Genomic DNA, 20,833 nt, shown 5'->3' with positions numbered 1-20,833 from the left:
TTCAGGCGCGGGGGCGCGGTCGTTCGGCCACGGCGACCGGGAGGGACTCGTCGTCCGGCTCGGGCCGTGGTTCCTGGTGCGGCGGCCACGGCCCGGCCACCGGCTGCCCGGCGATCTTGAGGAAGTCGGTGAACTGCTGGAACGCCCAGATCGTGGGACTCGTCCCTCCGGTCCTGGGCGCGTTCTCGATCAGTTCGTACAAGCGGGGGTTGTCCTGGCTGTGGCCGTCGGATTCGATCGGCATGCGTCCTCACTCGCCTCGTTGCGTCAGTCCGTCACTCTGGGTGTCACGCGGTTTACCTTGTGGTCAGGTGCGCGACCTCACAGCGCGGAGGGCTGGCCTGTCAAGTGCGCGACATGCTGCATCGGGATCAACCCTAGGATCCACTCCCCCTAAGCGAAGGCTTAACCGTACTTGCCGCGCGCGCGTGGCCGTGGACACCATGAGCGACATCCGGCCCCGGCCCCAGGAGAGCGATGCAGCTTCCGGCTCACTTCGAGTACCGGCGCGCGAGCTCGATCGAGCACGCGCTCACGCTGCTGACCCGGCACGCCCCCGAGGCCCGGATCATCGCGGGCGGGCACAGCCTGATCCCGATGATGAAGCTCCGCCTCGCGCAGCCGGAGCTGCTGGTCGACATCAACGACGTGGCGGAGTTGGGCGGGATCGAGGTGGGTGACGGCGAGGTCCGGATCGGTGCCCTCGTCCGGCACGCCGAGCTGCTCGCCTCCCCGGAGATCGGGAAGCGGCTGCCGGTGCTGCACGACGCGGAGCGGGTGATCGCCGATCCGCTGGTCCGCAACCGGGGCACCGTCGGTGGCTCGGTGTGCCAGGCGGACCCGTCGGAGGACCTGTCCGCGGCGTTCAGCGCGCTCCGCGCGGTCGCCGACATCGCCGGGTCGGACGGAGTGCGCACCGTGCCGATGCGGCAGTTCTTCCGCGGGCCGTACGAGACCGCGGTGCGGCCGACGGAGGTGCTGGTCCGGCTGCGCGTCCCGCTCGCTCCGGCGGGGCTGCGCACGGGGAGCTGCTACCGGAAGGTCGACCGCCGCGCGGGTGACTGGGCGGTGGCGGCGGCCGCCTCCGCGGTGTGGCTCGCACCGGACGGCACCCTCGCCGAGGTCGGCATCGGGCTCACCGCCGTCGGGGCGCGGGAGTTCGTCGCCGAGGAGGCCGAGGATCTGCTCCGGGGCCGCAGGCCCACGCCCGAGACCATCGCCGCCGCCGCCGGCGCCGCCCGGGAGCACTGCAGGCCGGTCGCGGACCAGCGCGGTCCGGTCGAGTACAAGCGCCACCTGGCAGGCGAGCTGACCCGCCGCACCCTGCACGCCGCGCTGGAGTGCGCGGGGCTCGTCGTCTCCGGGGGACGGTAGATGGAGATCAGCGTGACGGTGAACGGCCGCGAGTACACCCGCGTCGTCGAGCCGCGGCTGCTGCTGGTGCACCTGCTGCGCGACGAGCTCGGCCTCACGGGCACCCACTGGGGATGCGACACGTCCAACTGCGGCGCGTGCGCGGTGTGGCTCGACGAGATCCCCGTGAAGTCCTGCACGGTGCTCGCGGCGCAGGCCGACGGGCACCGCGTCCGCACGGTGGAGGGGCTGGAGGGCCCGGCCGGGCTGGACCAGGTGCAGGAGTCGTTCGTGCTGTGCCACGGGCTGCAGTGCGGCTTCTGCACGCCGGGGATGCTGATGACCGCGCGGTGGCTGCTCGACCACCTGCCCGACCCCACGGAGCGGCAGATCCGGGAGGCGCTGAGCGGGCAGACCTGCCGGTGCACGGGCTACGAGAACGTCGTGCGGTCGATCCGGCACGCCGCCGCCTCCGAGCGGGGCGCCCGATGACCCTTCAGCTGCCCACCGGGCCGGACCCGGCCACCACCCGCGCGGCCCCCACCGGCCACGGCCCGATGCTGCGCAAGGAGGACGCGCGCTTCGTCCGGGGCCGGGGGCGCTTCGTCGACGACATCACCCTGCCGGGGATGCTGCACGGCGCGGTCCTGCGCAGCCCCTACGCGCACGCCCGGATCGTCTCGATCGACACCGGCGTCGCCGAGTCCCACCCGAAGGTGCGCGCCGTGATCACCGGCGCCGACCTGCAGCGGTGCGGGATGGCCTGGCACCCGACGCTGTCCCACGACGTCGCCGCCGTTCTCGCCACCGACAAGGTGCGCTACCAGGGCCAGGAGGTCGCGTTCGTGGTGGCGGAGGACCGCTACTCCGCCCGCGACGCGCTCGCGCTGATCGACGTCGAGTACGAGGCCCTGGAACCCGTCGTCGACGCGCGCCGCGCGCTCGACCCGGGTGCCCCGCTGGTCCGCGACGAGATCGCCGGCCGGACCGACAACCACATCTTCGACTGGGAGACGGGCGACGCCGCCGCCACCGACGCCGCGTTCGCCGCCGCCGACCACGTCAGCACCTGCGACATGCTCTACCCGCGCGTGCACCCGGCGCCGCTGGAGACCTGCGGCATCGTCGCCCACGTCGACCCCGTGACCGGCCGCCTGGTGGTGTACTCCACGTCGCAGGCGCCGCACGCCCACCGCACCCTCTACTCGGCGATCACGGGGGTCCCCGAGCACCGGATCCGGATCGTCGCGCCGGACATCGGCGGCGGCTTCGGCAACAAGGTCGGGATGTACCCCGGCTACCTCTGCGCTGTGCACGCGGCCACCGTCACCGGTGCGCCGGTGAAGTGGACCGAGGACCGCTCCGAGAACCTCATGAGCACGTCGTTCGCGCGTGACTACCACATGTGCGGGGAGATCGCGGCCACCGCCGACGGCCGCATCACGGGCCTGCGCGTGCGGGTGCTCGCCGATCACGGCGCGTTCAACGGCACGTCGCAGCCGTCGAAGTTCCCCGCGGGGTTCTTCGGGGTCTTCACCGGCTCCTACGACGTCACGGCCGCGCACTGCCGCGTCACCGGTGTGTACACGAACAAGGCCCCCGGCGGGGTCGCGTACGCCTGCTCGTTCCGCATCACCGAGGCCTCCTTCCTGGTGGAGCGGATGGTCGACGTGCTCGCGTTCGACCTCGGGCTCGATCCGGCGGAGGTGCGCAGGCGCAACCTGCTGCGTCCCGAGCAGTTCCCGTACCGCTGCGCGACCGGCTGGGACTACGACTCGGGCGACTACCCGCGGGCCTTCGAGAAGGCGCTCGCGATGGCCGGCTACGACGAGCTGCGTGCGGAACAGGCCCGCGGCCGGATCGCCTACGAGCGCACCGGCCGGGGCACCGTCATGGGCATCGGTCTGTCGTTCTTCACCGAGGCGGTGGGCGCGGGACCCCGCGGGCTGATGGACATCGCGGGCCTGGCCATGGCCGACGCCGCCGAGCTGCGGGTACACCCGGACGGGACGGCCGAGCTGCGGGTGTCCTGCATGTCGCAGGGCCAGGGCCACGAGACGACGTTCGCGCAGATCGTGGCCGAGGAGCTGGGGATCTCGCCGCACGCGGTCGAGGTGGTCCAGGGCGACACGGACCGCACGCCGTTCGGGCTCGGCACCTACGGGTCGCGGTCCACACCCGTGTCCGGGGCGGCGGCCGCCACGGCGGCGCGGCGCGTCCGGGAACGGGCGCGGCTGGTGGCGGCGGCCATGCTGGAGATCTCGGCGGAGGACCTGGAGTGGGACAAGGGTCGCTTCCACGTGCGTGGCGACCCGACCGCCGCCGCCACCCTCGCCGAGATCGCCCGCGCCGCGCACTCCGACCTGGACCTGCCCGACGGCGTCGAGGGGCAGCTCGACGCGCGGTGCGTCTACAACCCGCCGAACCTCACCTTCCCCTTCGGCGCGTACCTCTGCGTCGTCGACGTCGATCCCGGCACCGGGCAGGTGAAGGTCCGCCGGTTCGTCGCCGTGGACGACTGCGGGGTGCGGATCAACCCGACGATCGTCGAGGGGCAGGTGCACGGCGGCCTCGCCGACGGGATCGGGATGGCGCTGATGGAGGTGATGGCCTTCGACGCCGACGGCAACCACCTCGGCGCCTCCTTCATGGACTACCTGCTGCCCACCGCGCTGGAATGCCCGTCCTGGGAGCTCGGACAGACGGTGACGCCGTCACCGCACCACCCCATCGGGGCCAAGGGCATCGGCGAGTCCGCCACCGTGGGCTCGCCCGCCGCGGTCGTCAACGCGGTGCTCGACGCCATCGGTGTGCGACACGCCGACATGCCGCTCACTCCCGCACACGTGTGGTCGGCCCTGCAGGGCAGGCCACTTCGGACCGACCTCGCCATCGGATGACTACAGGATGATCACATGAGTCGAGCAGATCTGCTGTCACGCGTGGGCGACCTGCGCACCGGGCGCACCCCGTTCGTCCTCGCCACCGTCGTCCGGGCCGAGCGCCCGACGAGCGCGAAGCCGGGCGACTGCGCCCTCGTGCTCGGCGACGGCACCATCGACGGGTTCGTCGGCGGGGTCTGCGCCGAGTCGACCGTGCGGCTGGAGAGCCTGCGCCTGCTGCAGTCCGGCGAGTCCGGGCTGCTGCGGATCACACCGCGGGCGGGCGACCCGGCCGAACCCGCGCAGGAGGGGGTGCGCACCGTGGGCAACCCGTGCCTGTCCGGGGGGACGCTGGAGATCTTCCTGGAGGCGATGATCCCGCCCGCCCTCGTCCACGTGCACGGCGAGACCCCGGTCGCGCGCGCACTCGCGCAGGTCGGGCACGCCATCGGCTGGGACGTGCGCACGACGGCGGAGGCCGGCGCGCCCGTCCCGGGCGACACCGCAGCGGTCGTCGTCGCCTCCCACGGGCGCGACGAGGCCGCCGCCCTCGTCGGAGCCCTCAAGGCGGGCGTGCCGTACGTGGCGCTGGTGGCGAGCAGGCGGCGCTCGGCAGGCGTGCGCGAGGAGCTCGCCGCGGCCGGAGTCGCGCCAGACGACATCGACCGCATCCACTCCCCGGCCGGGCTCGACATCGGCGCCCGCACCGCGCCGGAGATCGCGCTGAGCGTGTTCGCGGAGATCATCACCGAGCGCCCGCGCGTCGCCCTCCCCGGCGAGGAGGACCCGGCGTTCGCCGACACGTCCGCGCCGGAGACCCCGCAGACCCACGTGCACACCGCGCCGGTCGCCGTCGAGATCGCCGTCGACCCGGTGTGCGGGATGGACGTCGCGGTCACCCCGGCCAGCATCTCGGCCCACCACGACGACGGGCTGGTCTACTTCTGCGGTACGGGCTGCCGGCGGGCCTACCTCGACGACCCGAACCGCTTCCGTCCGTGACCGACGCGCAGCCCTTCGCGGACGTCGAAGACCTGCGCTCGGCGCTGGACCGCGAGGGCTACCTCGCCGACGACGCGCTGGCGACGGCGCTCTACCTCGCGGTCCGCCTGCGCCAGCCGGTCCTGCTGGAGGGCGAGGCCGGCGTCGGCAAGACCCACGCCGCCCGCGCGCTCGCGGCGGCGGCAGGTGCCCCGCTGATGCGCATCCAGTGCTACGAGGGCCTCACGGCCGCCGAGACGATCTACGAGTGGAACTACCCGCGCCAGCTGCTCGCGATCCGGGTCGCCGAGGCCCGCGGTGCCCCGCTCGCGGAGACCGACCTGTTCACCGAGGAGTTCCTGCAGGCCCGCCCGCTGCTGGCGGCGATCACCCATCCCGGCCCGACCCCGGCCGTCCTGCTCGTGGACGAGGTGGACCGCGCGGACGACGAGTTCGAGGCCTTCCTGTTCGAGGCGCTCGCCGAGGCGGCGGTGACGATCCCCGAGCTGGGCACCCGGCGGGCGAGCGTGCCGCCGGTCGTGGTGCTCACCTCCAACCGCACCCGCGACCTGCACGACGCCCTCAAGCGGCGCTGCCTCTACCACTGGATCGCCTACCCCGGCCCGGAGCGGGTCGAGCAGATCGTCGCCCGCCGCGTCCCCGAGGCGCCCGGCTGGATCGCCCGCCAGGTCGCCGCCGCGGTGGGCCGGATGCGCCGGCTCGCACTGCAGAAGCCGCCCGGTGTCGCGGAGGCGGTGAACTGGGCGGATGCGCTGCACGCGCTCGGCGTCACCCGCCTCGACGAGGCCGCGGCCGCGCGCACGCTGGGCGCCGTTCTCAAGTACCCCGAGGACGTCGACCTGGTACGCGAGGGCGGGCTTGCGGCGCTGCTGCAGCATGGCTGAGCCGGGTCCCGACCCGGTCGCGGCGGACCTGCCCGCCCTCGCCGCGCGGTTGACGGCCGCCTGCCGCGTCGCCGGCCTCCCCGTCGGGCCGGACCGGGCGAGCCGCTTCGCCGCCGCCGTCGTGGCGCTCACCCCGGAGACGACGCGGGCGGTGCGCCACTGCGCCGCGGCGACCCTCGCGTCGGCGCCCGAGCACCTCGCCGTCGTCGACGCCGTCATCGACGCGGTGTTCGCCGGGATCGCCGATCCGGCCGACCGGCGCCGGACGGGCGCCACGCAGCCCAGCGGGCCCGCCGGGCGGACGTCGAGGCCGCAACCCGGGCCTGTCGGCGCCAGGTTCGCGCCCGCCCTGGGCGCTCCGGCAGGCCGACCCGGCCCGGAGGAGCCTCGCGGATCCGTCGGCTCGGACCGGGAGCGGCTGGCGGGGCGCGACTTCGCCGAGCTCGACCCGGCCGAGCTGGCCCTGCTGGCCGACGCGATGCAGGCGCTGCGGATGGCGACCCCGCTGCGCCGGACGCGCCGGACCCGGCGGGCGGCGCACGGCGGGCGCGTCGACGTCCGGGCGTCCCTGCGGGCCGCCCGGGACACCGGGGGCGATCCCGCCCGGCTGGCGCGCCGCCTGCCGCGCCGCGAGCACCGCAGGCTCGTGGTGCTCTGCGACATCTCCGGGTCGATGCAGCCCTACGCCCGGGCCCTGATCCAGTTCCTGTACTGCGCGGCGGGCGCCGTCGAGGCCGAGGTCTACACGTTCGCCACCCGGCTGACCAGGCTCACCGGGGCGTTGGCCAGGACGAGCCCCGCGGTGGCGCTCGCACGGGCCGGGGCGTTGGCCCCGGACTGGGCGGGCGGAACGCGCATCGGCGAGTCCCTGCGCACGTTCAACGACACGGCGGGGATCCGCGGCGCGGCCCGGGGCGCGGTCGTGCTGATCTGCTCCGACGGCTGGGACGGCGGCGATCCCGCGGTGCTGGATGCCGAGATGGCCCGGCTCGCGCGGGTCGCGTACCGGATCGTGTGGGCGAACCCCCGGGCGCGACGCCCCGGCTTCACCCCGCTCACGGGCGGGATGGCGGCGGCGTGGCCGCACTGCGACGCCGTGGTGAGCGCGCACAGCCTGGACGCGCTGGAGGAGCTGCTCGCGGCGCTCGCGCGGCCGGCCCGCGCACCCTGAGCCGGGTGGTCGCCGCCCGGGCGGCTGTGCTCAGGACGGGCTCAGGACGGGCTCAGGGCCGCCAGGTGCGCAGCCACACCGTCTGGGGCAGCCCACGCAATCCCGCGAGCGCCGTGTCGGACAGCGGTGCGTCCGTGTCGGTGACGACGTAGCCGTGCCCGCCGCGGGTGGACAGCGACTGGCCGACGACGTTCACGCCCGCGTCGGCGAGGACCTGGTTGATCCCCGCCATCACTCCCGGGACGTTCACGTGCAGGTACCCCATCCGGAACAGGCCCTCCGGGCGCGGCGGCGCCACCTCCGGCAGGTTCACCGAGAGCGCGGTGCTGCCCGTCCGGACGAACCCGAGCAGCTTGCCGGACACGAAGTGGCCGATCTCCTCCTGCGCCTCCTGGGTGGAACCGCCGACGTGCGGGGTGAGGATGACGTTGTCGAGCCCCCGCAGCGGGGACTCGAACGGGTCGCCCTGCGCCTTGGGCTCGATCGGGAACACGTCGATCGCGGCGCCCGCCAGGTGCCCGGACAGGATGTGGTCGCGCAGCGCGGCGTCGTCGACGACCATCCCGCGGGAGGCGTTGATGAAGATCGCCCGCGGCTTCATCCGGGCGAACTGCTCGGCACCGAAGAGGCCGGCGTTGCCGGGCCTGCCGTCCACGTGCAGGCTCACGACGTCCGCCTCGGCGAGCAGCTCCTCCAGCGAGCCGACGCGCCGCGCGTTGCCGTGCGCGGGGCGGTCCGCGGTGTCGTAGAAGATCACCCGCAGGCCGACGACCTCGGCGAGGTTGGACAGCTGGGTGCCGATGTTGCCGTAGCCGACGATGCCGACCGTGCGCCCGCGGATCTCGTGGCTGCCCTTCGCGGACTTGTCCCAGACCCCTTCGTGCATCCGCTCGGTCTTCTCGGTGAGCCGCCGCGCCAGCGCGATGATCTCGCCCAGGACCAGCTCGACGACGCTGCGCGTGTTCGAGTACGGGGCGTTGAAGACCCCGATGCCGCGCTCGGTCGCCGCGGCCAGGTGCACCTGGTTCGTGCCGATGCAGAAGCAGCCGAGCGCCAGGAGGTCCTTCGCCGCGTCGAGCACGCGCGGGGTGATCGTCGTGTTGGAGCGGATCCCCAGGAGCGTCACCCCCGGCAGCGTGTCGACGAGCTCGTCCTCGGAGAGCGACCCCGGGCGGGCGTCCACCTCGAAGCCCGCGCGGCGGAAGGCCTCCGCCGCGACCGGGTGGATGTTCTCCAGCAGCAGTACGGTCACCGGGTCAACCTAGACGAGGCAGTGGAACCGGGCCGCGATGGCGGCCGGCGGCGTGCCTCGCGTCACGCGGGGTTCATGAACCGGGCGAAGAACTCGTCGAGCTCGGCATAGCCGTCCAGGGGCAGGGTCAGGGCGACGTACTGGTCCGGCCGGACCACGATCAGCGCGCCCGAGCCCCGGTCGATGCCGCGCAGGTCGAAGATGTCCTGGTCGGTGTCGGGCAGCGGACAGAAGACCTTCTCGTAGTCGACCAGGCCGAGCGGGCCGGTCCTCGGCCTGAGGAAGTCATGCATCTGCACCCAGTCCAGCTCCTGGTGGAGCTGCTGCAGGATCGCGCGCACGTCGAAGACCGAGTCGGCGTCCCAGCCCGTGGGGGTGTACGTCGCGACGGGTGAGTCGGGACCGGCGAGGAAGTCCATCAGCCTGCTCAGCCGGGAGGCGGGGTTGCGCGGGTCGACGGCGTCGGCGAAGGCGTAGAGCCGCCAGCGGGCATCGGCCTGATGGACGTGACCCAGGTGCACCTTCTTCGCGTCGCTGAGCCGGATCACCTCGGCGGAGTGGAAGCGGCGGCCGGGCTCGTAGCCCGCGGCCAGGTGCAGGTGGGTGTTGTCGCCGGTGAGCGGGCCGGCGTCGTAGTGGGTCGCCATCCCCGCGGTGAAGTCGAGGTTGGTGATGAACTGCCGCTGCACCTCGGCCAGCCCGATCAGGGCGGCCTCGGGGTTGCTCGGGTCGACCTGGGCGGCGCCGATCGCCTTCGACCAGCGGGTGTCCATCGCGATGAGGTCCTCGGCGATGCCGTGCCGCTCGTGGTCGTAGGTGTGCAGCAGGCTCGCCGGGCTGCGGCCCCGCAGCACCGCCACGAGCTTCCACCCCAGGTTGTAGGTGTCGGCCATGGACACGTTCATGCCCTGGCCCGCCTTGGCGGTGTGCGTGTGGCACGCGTCGCCGGCGATGAAGACCCGGGGGGTGCGGGCGGCCCCGTCAACACCACTAACACCGTCGACGCTGGTGACGTCGTCGAACTTGTCGGTGACCCCGTGACCGACCCGGTACACCGAGAACCACACGGTCTCCTTGACGTCCAGGGTGTAGGGAGCGAGCACGGCCCGCGCCTCGGCCAGCACCTCCTCCGGGGTGAGCCACGCGTCGGGGGCGATCTCACCCACGTCGACGTAGAGCCGGAACAGGTGCCCGCCCTCGCGGGGGATCAGCAGGATGCTCTTGCCGTTGCCGGCCTGGATCGTGCACTTGAACCGGATGTCGGGGAAGTCGGTGACGGCCAGCAGGTCCATCACGCCCCAGGCCTTGTCCTCGCCCTGGCGCTCCATCCTGCGGCCGATGGACTCGCGGATCAGGCTGCGCGCGCCATCGCAGCCGACGACGTACGTGGCGCGGACGGTGACCTCGTCCCCGTTCCCGGCTCCGCCGCGGCGCAGGGTGACGGTGACCGGTTCCTCGGCGGCATCCGGGACGTCGACCGTGACCGCCTCCAGGCCGTAGTCGACCGTGAGCCGGCTGGGTGAGTTGCGCATGTACTCCAGCAGGAAGTCCAGCAGGCGGGCCTGGTTGACGATGACGTGCGGGAACTCCGACAGCAGGTCGCGCACGTCCTGGGTGCGGCCCAGGCGGGTGATCCTGGAGTTGTCCTGCGGGTCGGCGCCCCAGAAATGGGTCTCGTTGACCCAGTAGGCCTCGTCGATCATCTTCTCCGCCAGCCCGAAGGCCTCGAACATCTCGACGGTGCGGCAGTTCACCCCGTCCGCCCTGCCGACCTGGAGCGGACCGTCGGCCTTCTCCACGACGCGGGTGACGATCTCCGGGAACCGCGAGAGCTGGGCCGCCAGCAGCAGGCCGGCGGGACCGCTGCCGACGACGAGGACGTCGACCTCCGCGGGGAGGGGACCCTGCTCGGCGCCGCGGCCTTGTGCGGCGGGGTGGATGCGGGGATCGCCGGGACGGTAGCCGTCGGAGAAGTACTGCATCGGTGCTGGCTCCTTCCAGGGTCGGGTCGCCCGGGCCGCGACGACTCCGGTGGCCGGGCCGGCAGCGTCGAGCGGTTCGAACCCTAGGTTCACCGCCACGGTCCGAGCGGTGCTTCCACATGTCGGAAGGTCGCCGGCACGGCGGCGCCCCCGGCCGATCGTGTTCTCCACAGCCGGCCGCTCCTCCGCACACACCGCGCGGGCCCGGGCCGCCGGACCGACGGGAGGATGCTGTGGCCGAGATCGAGTGGTACGCCGCGGACAGCGTGTACGACCCCCCGTCTCACGCCCAGGCAGTGAAGGTGACCGGGGCGCGGACGCTGCTGTTCGTCGCCGGGCAGGTCGCCTTCGACGAGCACGGCGCGCCGGCGCACGCCCGCGACTTCGCCGCTCAGGCCCGTGAGGTCCACCGGGCCGTGCAGGCGCAGGTCGAGGCGGGTGGCGGGACGTTGCGCGACGTCGTCACGCTCACCACCTACCTCACCGACATCCGGTACCGGGAGGAGCTGGTCGCGATCCGGGCCGAGTTCTTCGGGCCGAAGCTGCCCGCCCACACCCAGGTCGCGATCGCCGCTCTCGGCCGGCCGGAGTGGTTGATCGAGGTCGAGGCCATCGCGGCGCTGTAGCGCGGGCGCGACCCCGCCGCGTGGCCCGGGAGGCGGCTCAGGAACGGACGCCCGCGGCCACGGAGTCCGCGAGCAGGGCCTGGCCCTTGCGGGTCGGGTGCACCCGGTCCGGGCCTAGCATGCCCGGCCGCCCCGCGAGCAGCGCGGCCCAGTCGACGAACACCACCCGCGGGGCGTTCTGCGCGGCGACCGTGCGCAGGACCGTGTTGTTGGGGTCCTGCCAGCGGCGGGGGACGCACACCCCGAGCAGGACCACGCGGCGGGGACCCGCAGCCGCGACCACCGCCGCGACGTCGTCCTCCTGGACGGTGCCGTTCGCGCCGAGGCCCACCACCACGGGGCCGTCGTGGGCGGCCGCCCACGCCTGCACGATCGGCAGCGCGTCGGCGAACTGGCGCCCGACCGCGGCGTCGACGGTCGTGGTCGGGCCGAGGGCGCCGCGCAGGGCGCCCTCGCTGCCCAGGGCGATGGAGTCGCCGACGACGAGTACGGGGGGACCGCTCGAGACCGGCTGTGCGGGCGGGGCAGCGCCGGCCGGCGCAGGTACCCGCGCGGCGAGCCCGGCGGCCGTGCCGGGTGCCAGCGCCCCCGTCAGCATCCCGGGCGGTGCCGCGGACCCGGCCGCGCCGCCGGCCGGAAGCGGCAGCGCGAGGCTTGCCATCCCGGACACCACGGGCACGGTCGTCGCGGCCAGCACCACGGCGACGCCGCCGACCGCCCCCGCCGTGGTGAGCGCGTACCGGGCGGCGACCGCGCGCCTGCGGCCGGCGGCGGGACGGGGGACCGCCCGCCGCAGCGGCGTCTCCAGCCAGCGGTAGGACGCCTCGGCGACGAGCAAGACCGCCGCGACGCGGGCGACGTCGGCGAGCACGGCGGCCTCGCCCGGCAGGTCGGCCGCGGGGCGCGACAGCACGAGGATCGGCCAGTGGTAGAGGTAGATCCCGTACGAGCGGCGTCCGAGCCAGGTCAGGACGGGCCGCGACAGCGCGGCCACGACCAGCCCGCTGCGCAGGCTCGCCGCGACGACGAGGCCCGCGGTGGCGAGGCCGGTGAGCAGGAAACCGCCCCGCTCGTAGAGGGCGTCGTCGAACTCCGTGGCGCTGACGAGCAGCCACAGCAGCACGGTGAGCCCGGCCAGCCCGAGTGCGTCCAGGGCGTAGCGCCGCCCGCGCGTGCGGGGCCGCACCCAGCTCTGCGGCCGCCACAGCATCGCGAGCGCGGCGCCCACGAGGAAGCCCGAGGCCCGGGTGCCGGTGGCGTAGTAGGCCAGGGTGGTGTCGGCAGGGTCGTACTGCACGGCCATGGCGACCGCCGCCAGCACGGCCAGTACGGCCGTCGCCGCCACCCGCCACCGCGACAGCGCCAGCACCCCGACGAACAGCAGCGGCCACAGGACGTAGAGCTGCCCCTCCACGCCCAGCGACCACAGGTGCAGCAGTGGTGAGGGATCGAACGCCGCTCCGTAGGGCACCCCCGCGACGACGAGGTGCCAGTTCTGGACGTAGAGCAGCCCCGCGAGGGCGTCCGCACGGAGATCGGCCGCCTCCGCGGGGAACAGCAGCCGGTGCGCGAGGACGGTGCCGGCCACGCACGCCACCAGCGCCGGGACCAGCCGCCGGGCCCGCGCGGCGGCGAACCGGGCAGCGTCGACCCGGCCGCGGTGGCGCAGCTCGGCGATGAGCAGCTGGGTGATGAGGAAGCCGCTGAGGGTGAAGAACACCTCGACGCCGAGGAAGCCGCCACCGAGCACGGCCAGGTCCAGGTGGTAGCCGAGCACGGCGAGGACCGCGACCGCCCGCACGCCGTCCAGCCCCGGGCTGTGCGGCAGCACGGGCGACCACGGCCGCGCCGGACGGCGTGCGGCCGCGGTGACCTGATCGCCCATCACGTCCCCCCTCGACGGCCGGTCACTCGGAGGATGACACCACGAGGTGTCGGCTGGATCACCTGGGCGCGCCAGGAACGTCGCGGACCGGCTCTCCGCGGACCGGCGACCCGACCACCGGTCGTGCCGCTGTCGGTCACCGGGGGGTGTCGCCGGCCGGGGTCCTGCTGCCCAGCGGGTGGGGCCGGCGACCACCCGATGTGGACGATGTCGCGGCGGCGCGGGCGCGGTCATGATTCCCGGCGGTATCGCGAGCGCAGCGCCGCGGCCGACCGTCCGGTGGGAGGCGACATGTCGGTGGCGGAACGGATGGTCCCTGCCTGGATCCGCGGATACCGGCCGGCGTGGCTGCCCACCGACATCGTCGCAGGCCTCACCCTGGCCGCGGTCGCCATCCCGGAGTGCATGGGTTACACCTCGATCGCGCAGACCCCGATCGCCACAGGCCTCTACACCGTGATCTTCCCGACCATGGTGTTCGCGCTCCTCGGGTCGTCGAAGCTCCTGGTCGTGGGCGCCGACTCGGCGACCGCCGCGATCCTGGCGGCCGGGCTCGCCGGGATCGGCATCGCCGGCCTCACCCCCAACTCCGCGGAGTGGGTCGCCTGGACCAGCCTCACGGCCCTGGTCTGCGGCGCGCTGCTGCTCATCGCGCGGCTGCTGCGGCTCGGGTTCCTCGGCGACTTCCTGTCCGCCTCGGTGCTGATCGGCTTCCTGACCGGGGTCGGGATCCAGGTGATCGGAGGCCAGATCCCCGACATGCTCGGGGTGCCCAAGGGCGAGGGTCGGTGGCTCGTCCAGCAGTGGGAGTGGATCACCGCGATCCCCCGGGCGAACCTGCTGACCGTGGCCTTCGCGGTCGGCACGGTGGCGATCTCGCTCGGCTTCCGGAAGTACGTCCCGCGGGTGCCCGGCGCGATCGTCGCCGTCGTGGTGTCCATCGTCGTCTCCGCGGCAGCCGACGTGCAGCAGTACGGCGTCGCCGTGGTCGGCGTGGTGCAGGGCGGCTTCCCGCCGATCGGCCTGCCCGACGGCATCGACTGGAGCGATGCCTGGAAGGTGCTGCCGACGGCCTTCTCGTGCTTCGTGCTGATCATCGCGCAGAGCGCGGCGACCTCGCGGTCGTTCGCCATGCGCCACGGCGACCGGGTGGACGTCAACCGCGACATCGTCGGCCTCTCGGGGGCGAACCTGGCCGCGGGGCTCTCCGGCACGTTCGTCGTGAACGGGAGCCCGACCAAGACCCAGATCCTGGACACCCAGAAGGGGCGCACCCAGCTCGCGAACCTGACGATGGCGGTGACCGTCCTCGCCGTCGCGCTGTTCGCGACGACGGCGCTCGAGGACATGCCGAAGGCGGTGCTGGCGGCGATCGTGTTCCTCATCGGCATCGAGCTCATCGACGCGGTCGGCATGCGCAGGCTGTGGCGGCGGCGGCGCAGCGAGTTCGTCATCGCGCTCGTCACCGCGGTGGTCGTCTTCACGATCGGCGTCGAGGAGGGCATCGTCCTGGCGATCGTGATGTCCGTGATCGACCTCGTCCGCCGCCAGTACAGCCCCCGGGACTTCGTCATCCGCCCCGACGTCCACGGCGGCGTGGCCTACACCGCCGCCCGCGACGGTGTGCAGAGCCTGCCGGGCCTGGTCGTGTTCCGCTACGACGCGCAGCTGTTCTACGCCAACGCCAACCGCTTCGTCGACGACGTCGAGCAGGTCGTCGAGTCGGCCCCGGATCCGGTGCGCTGGCTGATCCTGGACGCGGGCGCGATCGACGACATCGACTACTCGGCCGGGGTGAGCCTGTCCGGGCTGCTCGACTACCTGGACTCGCACGGGATCACCTTCGCGCTCGCGCGCCTGGACGACGGGTTGGTCCATACCCTCGACGTGTACGGGTTGCTGGCCCGGATCCCGCAGGACCGCCGGTTCAGCACGCTCGAGGACGCCCTGGCCGCCTTCGCCGCGGACCCGGCGACCCCGCCGCCCGCCCCGACCCGGCCGGACACCGCGTGAGGCCCGCCGGGTCCGTCCCGGCCGGGTCGCGGGCGGCGGGGGCTCGCGGGCCTCGGGCGGCGGCGCTACCGTCGAGCGGTGCCCGGCGCGCGGACGTGGTCGCTCTCCGCCGCCCCGCCCGGCGGGGCCGGCGAGGCGATCGACTCCTTCCACCACCTGATCAGCGCGACGCACCTGCCCTGGGACCTCGATGCGGACGCACGGGCGCTGCACCCCGGCGTCGAGGTGGTCGCGCAGCCGGTCGGGCCGCTCAGCGTCGTCGAGTGCGCCTGCGGCGCGGTGTCCGGGCGCCGCGGGCGTCGCCAGATCGCGGCGTCCCCGCAGGAGTACGTCGGGGCGCTGTTCGTCCACGACGGGTGGGAGATCGTCGCGCAGGGGGAGACGGAGGTCCTCCTCGAACCGGGGATGGCGCTGCTGTGGGACAGCACCCGTCCCGCCCGGTTCGCCGTCCCGTCGCGCATCCGCAAGCGCACCCTGTTCGTCCCGCGCGCCCGCCTCGGCGATCTCGGGCCGGGGGCGTCCCGCCTCGCGGGCGCGGTGCTGCCCGACGAGCCGGCGACGCGGCTGCTGGAGAGCTTCCTCACCGCGGTCGTCGCCACCCTTCGCGAGGCCCCCCGGCAGGACGCCGAGCGCAACGCCGGTGCGGTCGTCACGGCGACGCTCGAGCTGCTGGCCAACGCCGTGGAGCAGCGGGAACGGCCCCCGGAGGCCTGGCAGCAGCGGCGCTGGGAGACCGTCCGCGACTACGTCGAGGAGCACCTCGCCGACCCGGGCCTGGACCCGGCGGCGATCGCCCGCGGGGCGGCGGTGTCGGTGCGCACGCTCTACGACCTGTTCACCGCACGGGGCGAAACCGTCGCCCGTTACGTCACGCGGCGGCGCCTGGAACGGGCCCGCTGCGAGCTGGAACGCAGCTCGGCCACCGTCGCGAGCGTGGCGGTCCGGTGGGGTTTCGCGGACCAGGGGACGTTCACCCGCGCGTTCCGGCGCCACTACGGGGTGACACCCGGCTCCCTGCGCTCCTGAGCTGCAGGCATCGCCGCCCGGTCTGCAGGCAGCGCGCAGACGCGGGTCCCGCTGCGCCGCCACGGTGTCCCCACCCGACTCGAGGAGGCAGCAGTGCGCGAGGACGTCTCGTTCCCGGCCGACGACGGCGTGACCCTGCGGGGATGGCTCTACCGGCCCGACGGCGCGACCGGCCCCACCCCGCTCGTGGTGATGGCGCACGGCTTCTCCGCGACCAAGGAGATGTACCTGGACGACTTCGCCGAGGTCTTCGCCGCCGCGGGGCTCGCCGTGCTCGTCTACGACAACCGCAACCTCGGCGAGAGCGACGGCCCGATCCCCGGGGAGATCGACCCCTGGCAGCAGATCGACGACTACCGCGCCGCCCTCACCTGGGGCTCGCAGCTCGACGGGATCGACCCGGCCCGGATCGGCGTGTGGGGATCGAGCTACTCCGGCGCGCACGTCCTCGTCGTGGCGGCGATCGACCGAAGGGTGCGCTGCGTCGTGTCCCAGGTGCCGCTGGTCAGCGGCAGCGAGAACGCCCGCCGCCTCGTCCGCTCCGACCACTTCGCCGGGTTGCGCGCCGCGTTCGACGCCGACCGGCTCGCCCGCTACCGCGGCGAGCCGCCCGCGATGATCCCGGTGACCTGGACCGACAGCCCCGACGAGCCGTGCGCGCTGCCCACGGCCGACACCCACGACTTCTTCCTGGGGCCCATCCGCGACCGCGCGAAGACGTGGCGCAACGAGGTGACGCTGCGCAGCATCGAGATGTTCGTCAACTACGAGCCCGGCGCCTACCTGCCGCTGATCGGCCCGACGCCGCTGATGATGGTCGTCGCCGCCGGCGACCACCTGACCCCGGCCGACATCGCGCTGGCGGGATACGAACGCGCGATCGAGCCCAAGAAGCTGCTCGTGCTGCCCGGCGGGCACTTCGAGGCCTACGTCGGTGAGGCGTTCGCAGTGTCCGGCGCGGCGCAGCGGGACTGGTTCCTCGCGCACCTGGGCTGACCGGGAGACGAGCGGTGATCGCTGGTTGCGTGACATGAGGTGTACGGGTGCACGCCAGGTCACGGCGACGGTGATCACCGCTCGTGAGCCGTCCTTGGGACGATGCGGGCGTGTCGACGAGTACCACCGCACCCTCCGCGTGGGCCCCGCTGCGCGTGACGGCCTTCCGGGCCCTGTGGATCGCGCAGCTGGCGAGCCTCGTCGGCACCTGGATGCAGACCGTCGGCGCGCAGTGGCTGCTCGTCGACCAGCCGAACGCGGCGACCCTCGTCGCCCTGGTCCAGACCGCCGCGATGCTGCCCACGCTCGCGTTCGCGCTGCCCGCCGGGGCGCTCGCCGACATCGTCGACCGCAGGCGGCTGCTCGTCGGGGTGCAGCTGTTCCAGGTCGCGGTCGGGGCGCTGCTCGTCACACTCACCGTCCTGGACCGGCTGCCGCCCGCGCTGCTGCTCACGGCGACGTTCCTGCTCGGCGTCGGGACGACCCTCACCATCCCCGCCTACCAGACCCTCGTCGGGGAGCTGGTGGGCCGCAGGCAGGTGAAGGCCGCCGCGGCGCTCAACGGCGTCGCGATGAACCTCGCCCGCGCCATCGGCCCGGCGCTCGCGGGGCTGCTCGTGGCGCAGTTCGGCGTCGCCGCCGTCTTCGCGCTCAACGCCGCCACCTACGTGGCACTCGCGGTCGTCCTGGTGCGGCTGCGCCCGCCCGAGACCGAAGAGCCGCTGCTGCCGGAGCGGTTCGCGGGCGCCCTCGTGGCGGGCGCCCGGTACGTGCGGCACTCGCCGGTCGTCCGGCGGATCCTGCTGCGCACGCTGGTCTTCGTCGCGCCGGGAGCGGCGCTGTGGGCGCTGCTGCCGCTCGTGGCGAGCCGGCTGCTGGACCTGGACGCCTTCGGCTACGGCCTGCTGCTCGGCGCGCTCGGGGTCGGCGCGGTGCTCGGCGCGTTCCTGCTCCCGCGCATCGCGGCGATGCTCAGCCCGAACCGGCTCGCCGCCACCGCCGGGCTCGTGTTCGCCGCCGCGACCGCGGCCGCCCTGGTGCCGAGCCTGCCGGTCGTGATGGCGGCGCTGGTCCCCGGCGGGCTCGCGTGGCTCTGCATGCTCGCGACGATGAACGGCTCCCTGCAGGTCTTCCTGCCCGGCTGGGTGCGGGCGCGGGGCCTGTCGATCTACCAGATGGTGTTCGCGGGCGGGCAGGCCGTCGCGTCGGTGGTGTGGGGCGTGGTCGCGAACGCGCTCGGCGTCGCGGTCGCGCTCGGGATCGCCGCGGCCCTGCTCGCGGTCGGGGCGCTCACCGTCATCCGGTGGCCGCTGCGCGACACCACCGGCCTGGACCGCGACCCCGCGGTCTACTGGCCGGAGCCGTACCTGGAGCTGGAGGCGGAGCCCGACGACGGCCCGGTAGTCGTCACGGTCACCTACACCGTGCCGCCCTCGGAGGCGGCGGCCTTCCTCGACGCCATGGCCCGGGTGCGCCGGGTCAAGATGCGCACCGGCGCCACGAGCTGCGCGGTGTTCCGCGACGGGGCCGACCCGACGAGCTTCGTGGAGGTCGCCGAGTATCCGAGCTGGGCTGAGCACCTGCGCCAGCACGGCGGCCGGCTCACCGGCACGGATCGCGCCATCGAGGCGGAGGCCCGCCGGTTCGCGGTCACCGAGCCGGAGGTGAAGCACCTGCTGCCGCCGAGGGTGGACGAGGACTGAACCTGCACCCGACGGATCGCCGCCGCTGCGCCCGTCCGGTCCCGGCTGATGAGGCGGGCGGGGCAACCCGGGCCGGGAGGGTGTCGCCGGGCGCGGTCGGGGGCCAGACTCGGCGCGCCGACGGCCGAAACGGAGGATCATGGGCTCGCACTGGCCACCCCGCGCGACGCTGCCGATCCTCGAGCTCCTGCGCCGGGAACGCCGGATCCTCCCGGCGCGGCGGGAGGTGCGGATGGGCCTCGCGGCCGGCGTGCTGCTCGTCGGGGGAGCCACGGTGGCCGGTGTGGTCCTGGTGGGTCGGGACACCGCACCGTCCACCGGACCGTCTGCCGGGACGTCGTCAGGGTCGTCTGCCGGGCCGTCCGCTGGGCCGTCCGCGCCGCAGCCGCTGCCGGCCGAGCCGGGCTCGCCGACCGCCGTGCCGGCACCGCCCGACGAGGCGCTCCCGGCGCCTCCGCAGGTCTTCCGGCCGCCCGCGGCGAGTCCGGCTCCGGCCCGTGGTGACGCCGCGGCGTCTGGCAGGGGATCCGGTGGCGGCGCCGCCCGGGCGCCGGGAGCCGCCGAGGGGGCGGATCCGCGACGGGGGGACGGCGCCGACGAGGGCGGGAACGGCCGTGACCTCGGGGACGACGATGGGGACGACCGGGGCTGCGGGGCCTGCTCGGACGACGGGGACAGCTGGGACGGCTGGGCCCTCGACGGCCTCGATCTCCCGGACGCGTCGGCGTCGACCCGGGTGGCGAGCAGGGTCGCCCCGCGCGCCGACGACGTCGAGCTGCTGGGGTCCGGCCCCGTCGCGCTGCCCGCCGTGTCCCACCGCGGCGCGCGGCCCGCTGGGCGCGTCACCGACGCGGACGGGTCGGGTCGCCACACCCGCCCCGACGAGGACTGGTCGGGCGACACCGCAGGGCGGTGGGTCGACGACGACCTCGACGGCGAGTCCATCGGGACCGGCCGCCACACCCGCGGGCACCGTGACGACAGTGACGACCCTGACGACCGTGACGGGCACGATCGCCACGACGACACCGGGGATTGCGACGATCGCCGCACCCCGGGCGACGGCGGCCGCCACAGCCGGGACACCGCTGATCGGGGCGGCCACGACCACGACCGCGGGGACACGGAGTACCGGAGCGTGGGCCGGCGAGGCTGACCGGGGCGGCGTCGCACCGGGAGCGATCGACGCCGAACCGTCGGGTGTTCGCTGGGTGCGCCGTTGCCCCGCAGGATTCGGCCGCGCCCCGCCGGGTTGGGCGCGCCCCGCCGGGTTGGGCGCGCCTCGCACGGTTGGGCCTGCTTCGCAGGGTTCGGCGCGTCCCGCAGGGCTGCCGCGCCTCGCAGGGATCGGCGGCGCCTCCCAGGGGTTGCAGCACCTGCGAGGCGTGCGGCGGCTCTGCGAAGGTGCCCGGCGCGGTGACGTCCGGAGGCGTGCGCGGACCCGGCGAGGGCGTGCGGAGGCCCGGCGATGGTCGTTCGTGGGCTGCGGCGGAGTCCGGGCCGTGCACACCGCGGCGTCACGGTGCACACCTCGGGCGGCATGCACGGCCACGTCAGCGTCTGCACGGCGCGTGGGGGTGTGCACGGCGCGTGGGGGTGTGCACGGCGGGGTGTGCGCGGCGCCACCCTCCTGTCCTCCCAGGGGTTGGCCACGCCTCGCAGAGGCTGCAGCACCTGCGAGGCGTGTGGGGGCTCTGCAAGGGCCTGCGCGGGGCCCTGCGAGGCGTGTAGAGGCTCTGCGAGGACCCCACCCCTCCCGACACCCGCTCCCGGCGGCGGCCCGGGGTACCTCGGCCCGGCCGCCCTCCGGGGCATCCGGCTCCGCCCGCTGCCCCTGCTCCCGCCAGCTGCCGGGACCCGGGGCACCCGCCAGGCCGCGGCCCGAGGCAGCCGCAGTCCGGGGCACCCCGTACGGCCGCAGCCCGGGTAACCCGCCCGCACACAACCCAGGGCACTCATCCGGCGGCAGCCCGGGGTGACACGGCCCGGCCCCGGCCCCCGCTTCCGCCAGCTGCCGGGAACCCGGGCATCCGCCCAGCCGCTGCCCGGGATCCGCCC

General features: G+C 74.5%; 16 protein-coding genes. 12 read left to right on the top strand and 4 right to left on the bottom strand.

All coding sequences use genetic code 11. The features are described from left to right. Position 1 precedes the first annotated feature (1 nt). Entirely contained in the window at positions 2–244 is a 243-nt protein-coding gene (locus AB7J25_RS14285; protein WP_428509070.1) for a hypothetical protein, read from the bottom strand. Positions 245–477: 233 nt separating this feature from the next. On the opposite strand from AB7J25_RS14285, the gene AB7J25_RS14280 reads away from it, so the two are divergent. The 6 genes from AB7J25_RS14280 to AB7J25_RS14255 are packed head-to-tail and all read left to right on the top strand — an operon-like array spanning position 478 to position 7,292. After that, positions 478–1,374: an FAD binding domain-containing protein gene (locus AB7J25_RS14280; RefSeq protein ID WP_428509068.1), complete on the top strand. Its 897-nt coding sequence runs from the start codon at positions 478–480 to the stop codon at positions 1,372–1,374. Then, positions 1,375–1,845, top strand: coding sequence for a (2Fe-2S)-binding protein (locus AB7J25_RS14275; protein WP_428509066.1), 471 nt, complete (start codon positions 1,375–1,377; stop codon positions 1,843–1,845). Continuing rightward, positions 1,842–4,253: an aerobic carbon-monoxide dehydrogenase large subunit gene (locus AB7J25_RS14270; protein ID WP_428509064.1), complete on the top strand. Its 2,412-nt coding sequence runs from the start codon at positions 1,842–1,844 to the stop codon at positions 4,251–4,253. The genes AB7J25_RS14275 and AB7J25_RS14270 overlap by 4 nt, the downstream gene beginning before the upstream one ends. A gap of 15 nt (positions 4,254–4,268) precedes the next feature. Beyond that, complete coding sequence (locus AB7J25_RS14265) at positions 4,269–5,237, top strand: XdhC family protein (protein WP_428509062.1); 969 nt, start codon at positions 4,269–4,271, stop codon at positions 5,235–5,237. After that, positions 5,234–6,121 (top strand): AAA family ATPase, encoded by an 888-nt coding sequence (locus tag AB7J25_RS14260; RefSeq protein ID WP_428509060.1) that lies wholly within the window; start codon positions 5,234–5,236, stop codon positions 6,119–6,121. Before AB7J25_RS14265 ends, AB7J25_RS14260 begins: the two co-directional genes overlap by 4 nt. After that, positions 6,114–7,292 (top strand): vWA domain-containing protein, encoded by a 1,179-nt coding sequence (locus AB7J25_RS14255; protein WP_428509058.1) that lies wholly within the window; start codon positions 6,114–6,116, stop codon positions 7,290–7,292. The genes AB7J25_RS14260 and AB7J25_RS14255 overlap by 8 nt, the downstream gene beginning before the upstream one ends. A gap of 52 nt (positions 7,293–7,344) precedes the next feature. Here AB7J25_RS14255 and serA read toward each other — a convergent pair whose 3' ends face one another. Then, positions 7,345–8,544, bottom strand: a complete 1,200-nt coding sequence (gene serA / locus AB7J25_RS14250) for a phosphoglycerate dehydrogenase (RefSeq protein WP_428509056.1) — start codon at positions 8,542–8,544, stop codon at positions 7,345–7,347. Between the two features lie 62 nt (positions 8,545–8,606). After that, entirely contained in the window at positions 8,607–10,526 is a 1,920-nt protein-coding gene (locus AB7J25_RS14245) for an FAD-dependent monooxygenase (RefSeq protein WP_428509054.1), read from the bottom strand. Positions 10,527–10,759: 233 nt separating this feature from the next. Between AB7J25_RS14245 and AB7J25_RS14240 the strand changes: the two genes are divergently transcribed. After that, positions 10,760–11,152, top strand: a complete 393-nt coding sequence (locus tag AB7J25_RS14240; RefSeq protein ID WP_428509052.1) for a RidA family protein — start codon at positions 10,760–10,762, stop codon at positions 11,150–11,152. Positions 11,153–11,189: 37 nt separating this feature from the next. On the opposite strand, the gene AB7J25_RS14235 is transcribed toward AB7J25_RS14240, so the two are convergent. Beyond that, entirely contained in the window at positions 11,190–13,037 is a 1,848-nt protein-coding gene (locus AB7J25_RS14235) for an acyltransferase family protein (protein ID WP_428509050.1), read from the bottom strand. Between the two features lie 291 nt (positions 13,038–13,328). Between AB7J25_RS14235 and AB7J25_RS14230 the strand changes: the two genes are divergently transcribed. The 5 genes from AB7J25_RS14230 to AB7J25_RS14210 all read left to right on the top strand — a co-directional run bounded on the left by AB7J25_RS14230 (position 13,329) and on the right by AB7J25_RS14210 (position 19,931). Then, positions 13,329–15,050 carry a SulP family inorganic anion transporter gene (locus AB7J25_RS14230; protein ID WP_428509048.1) on the top strand — a complete coding sequence of 574 codons (1,722 nt, stop codon included), beginning with the start codon at positions 13,329–13,331 and terminating at the stop codon, positions 15,048–15,050. A 78-nt stretch (positions 15,051–15,128) separates the two neighbouring features. After that, on the top strand, positions 15,129–16,076 hold the full coding sequence (locus AB7J25_RS14225; protein WP_428509046.1) for a helix-turn-helix domain-containing protein: 948 nt from the start codon (positions 15,129–15,131) through the stop codon (positions 16,074–16,076). Between the two features lie 93 nt (positions 16,077–16,169). Further along, positions 16,170–17,072: an alpha/beta hydrolase gene (locus AB7J25_RS14220; protein WP_428509044.1), complete on the top strand. Its 903-nt coding sequence runs from the start codon at positions 16,170–16,172 to the stop codon at positions 17,070–17,072. A 110-nt stretch (positions 17,073–17,182) separates the two neighbouring features. Further along, a complete protein-coding gene (locus AB7J25_RS14215) occupies positions 17,183–18,775 on the top strand; it encodes an MFS transporter (protein ID WP_428509042.1) in 1,593 nt (530 codons plus the stop codon). A gap of 139 nt (positions 18,776–18,914) precedes the next feature. After that, the gene (locus AB7J25_RS14210) at positions 18,915–19,931 is read left to right on the top strand and encodes a hypothetical protein (protein WP_428509040.1); all 1,017 of its coding nucleotides are present in this window, start codon (positions 18,915–18,917) and stop codon (positions 19,929–19,931) included. Positions 19,932–20,833: the final 902 nt, after the last annotated feature.

This window comes from Pseudonocardia sp. (genome assembly GCF_050246655.1).
GTDB lineage: Bacteria > Actinomycetota > Actinomycetes > Mycobacteriales > Pseudonocardiaceae > Pseudonocardia.
The sequence above is the reverse complement of the archived record's forward strand: the minus strand, read 5'-3'. Positions and strand labels throughout refer to the sequence as shown.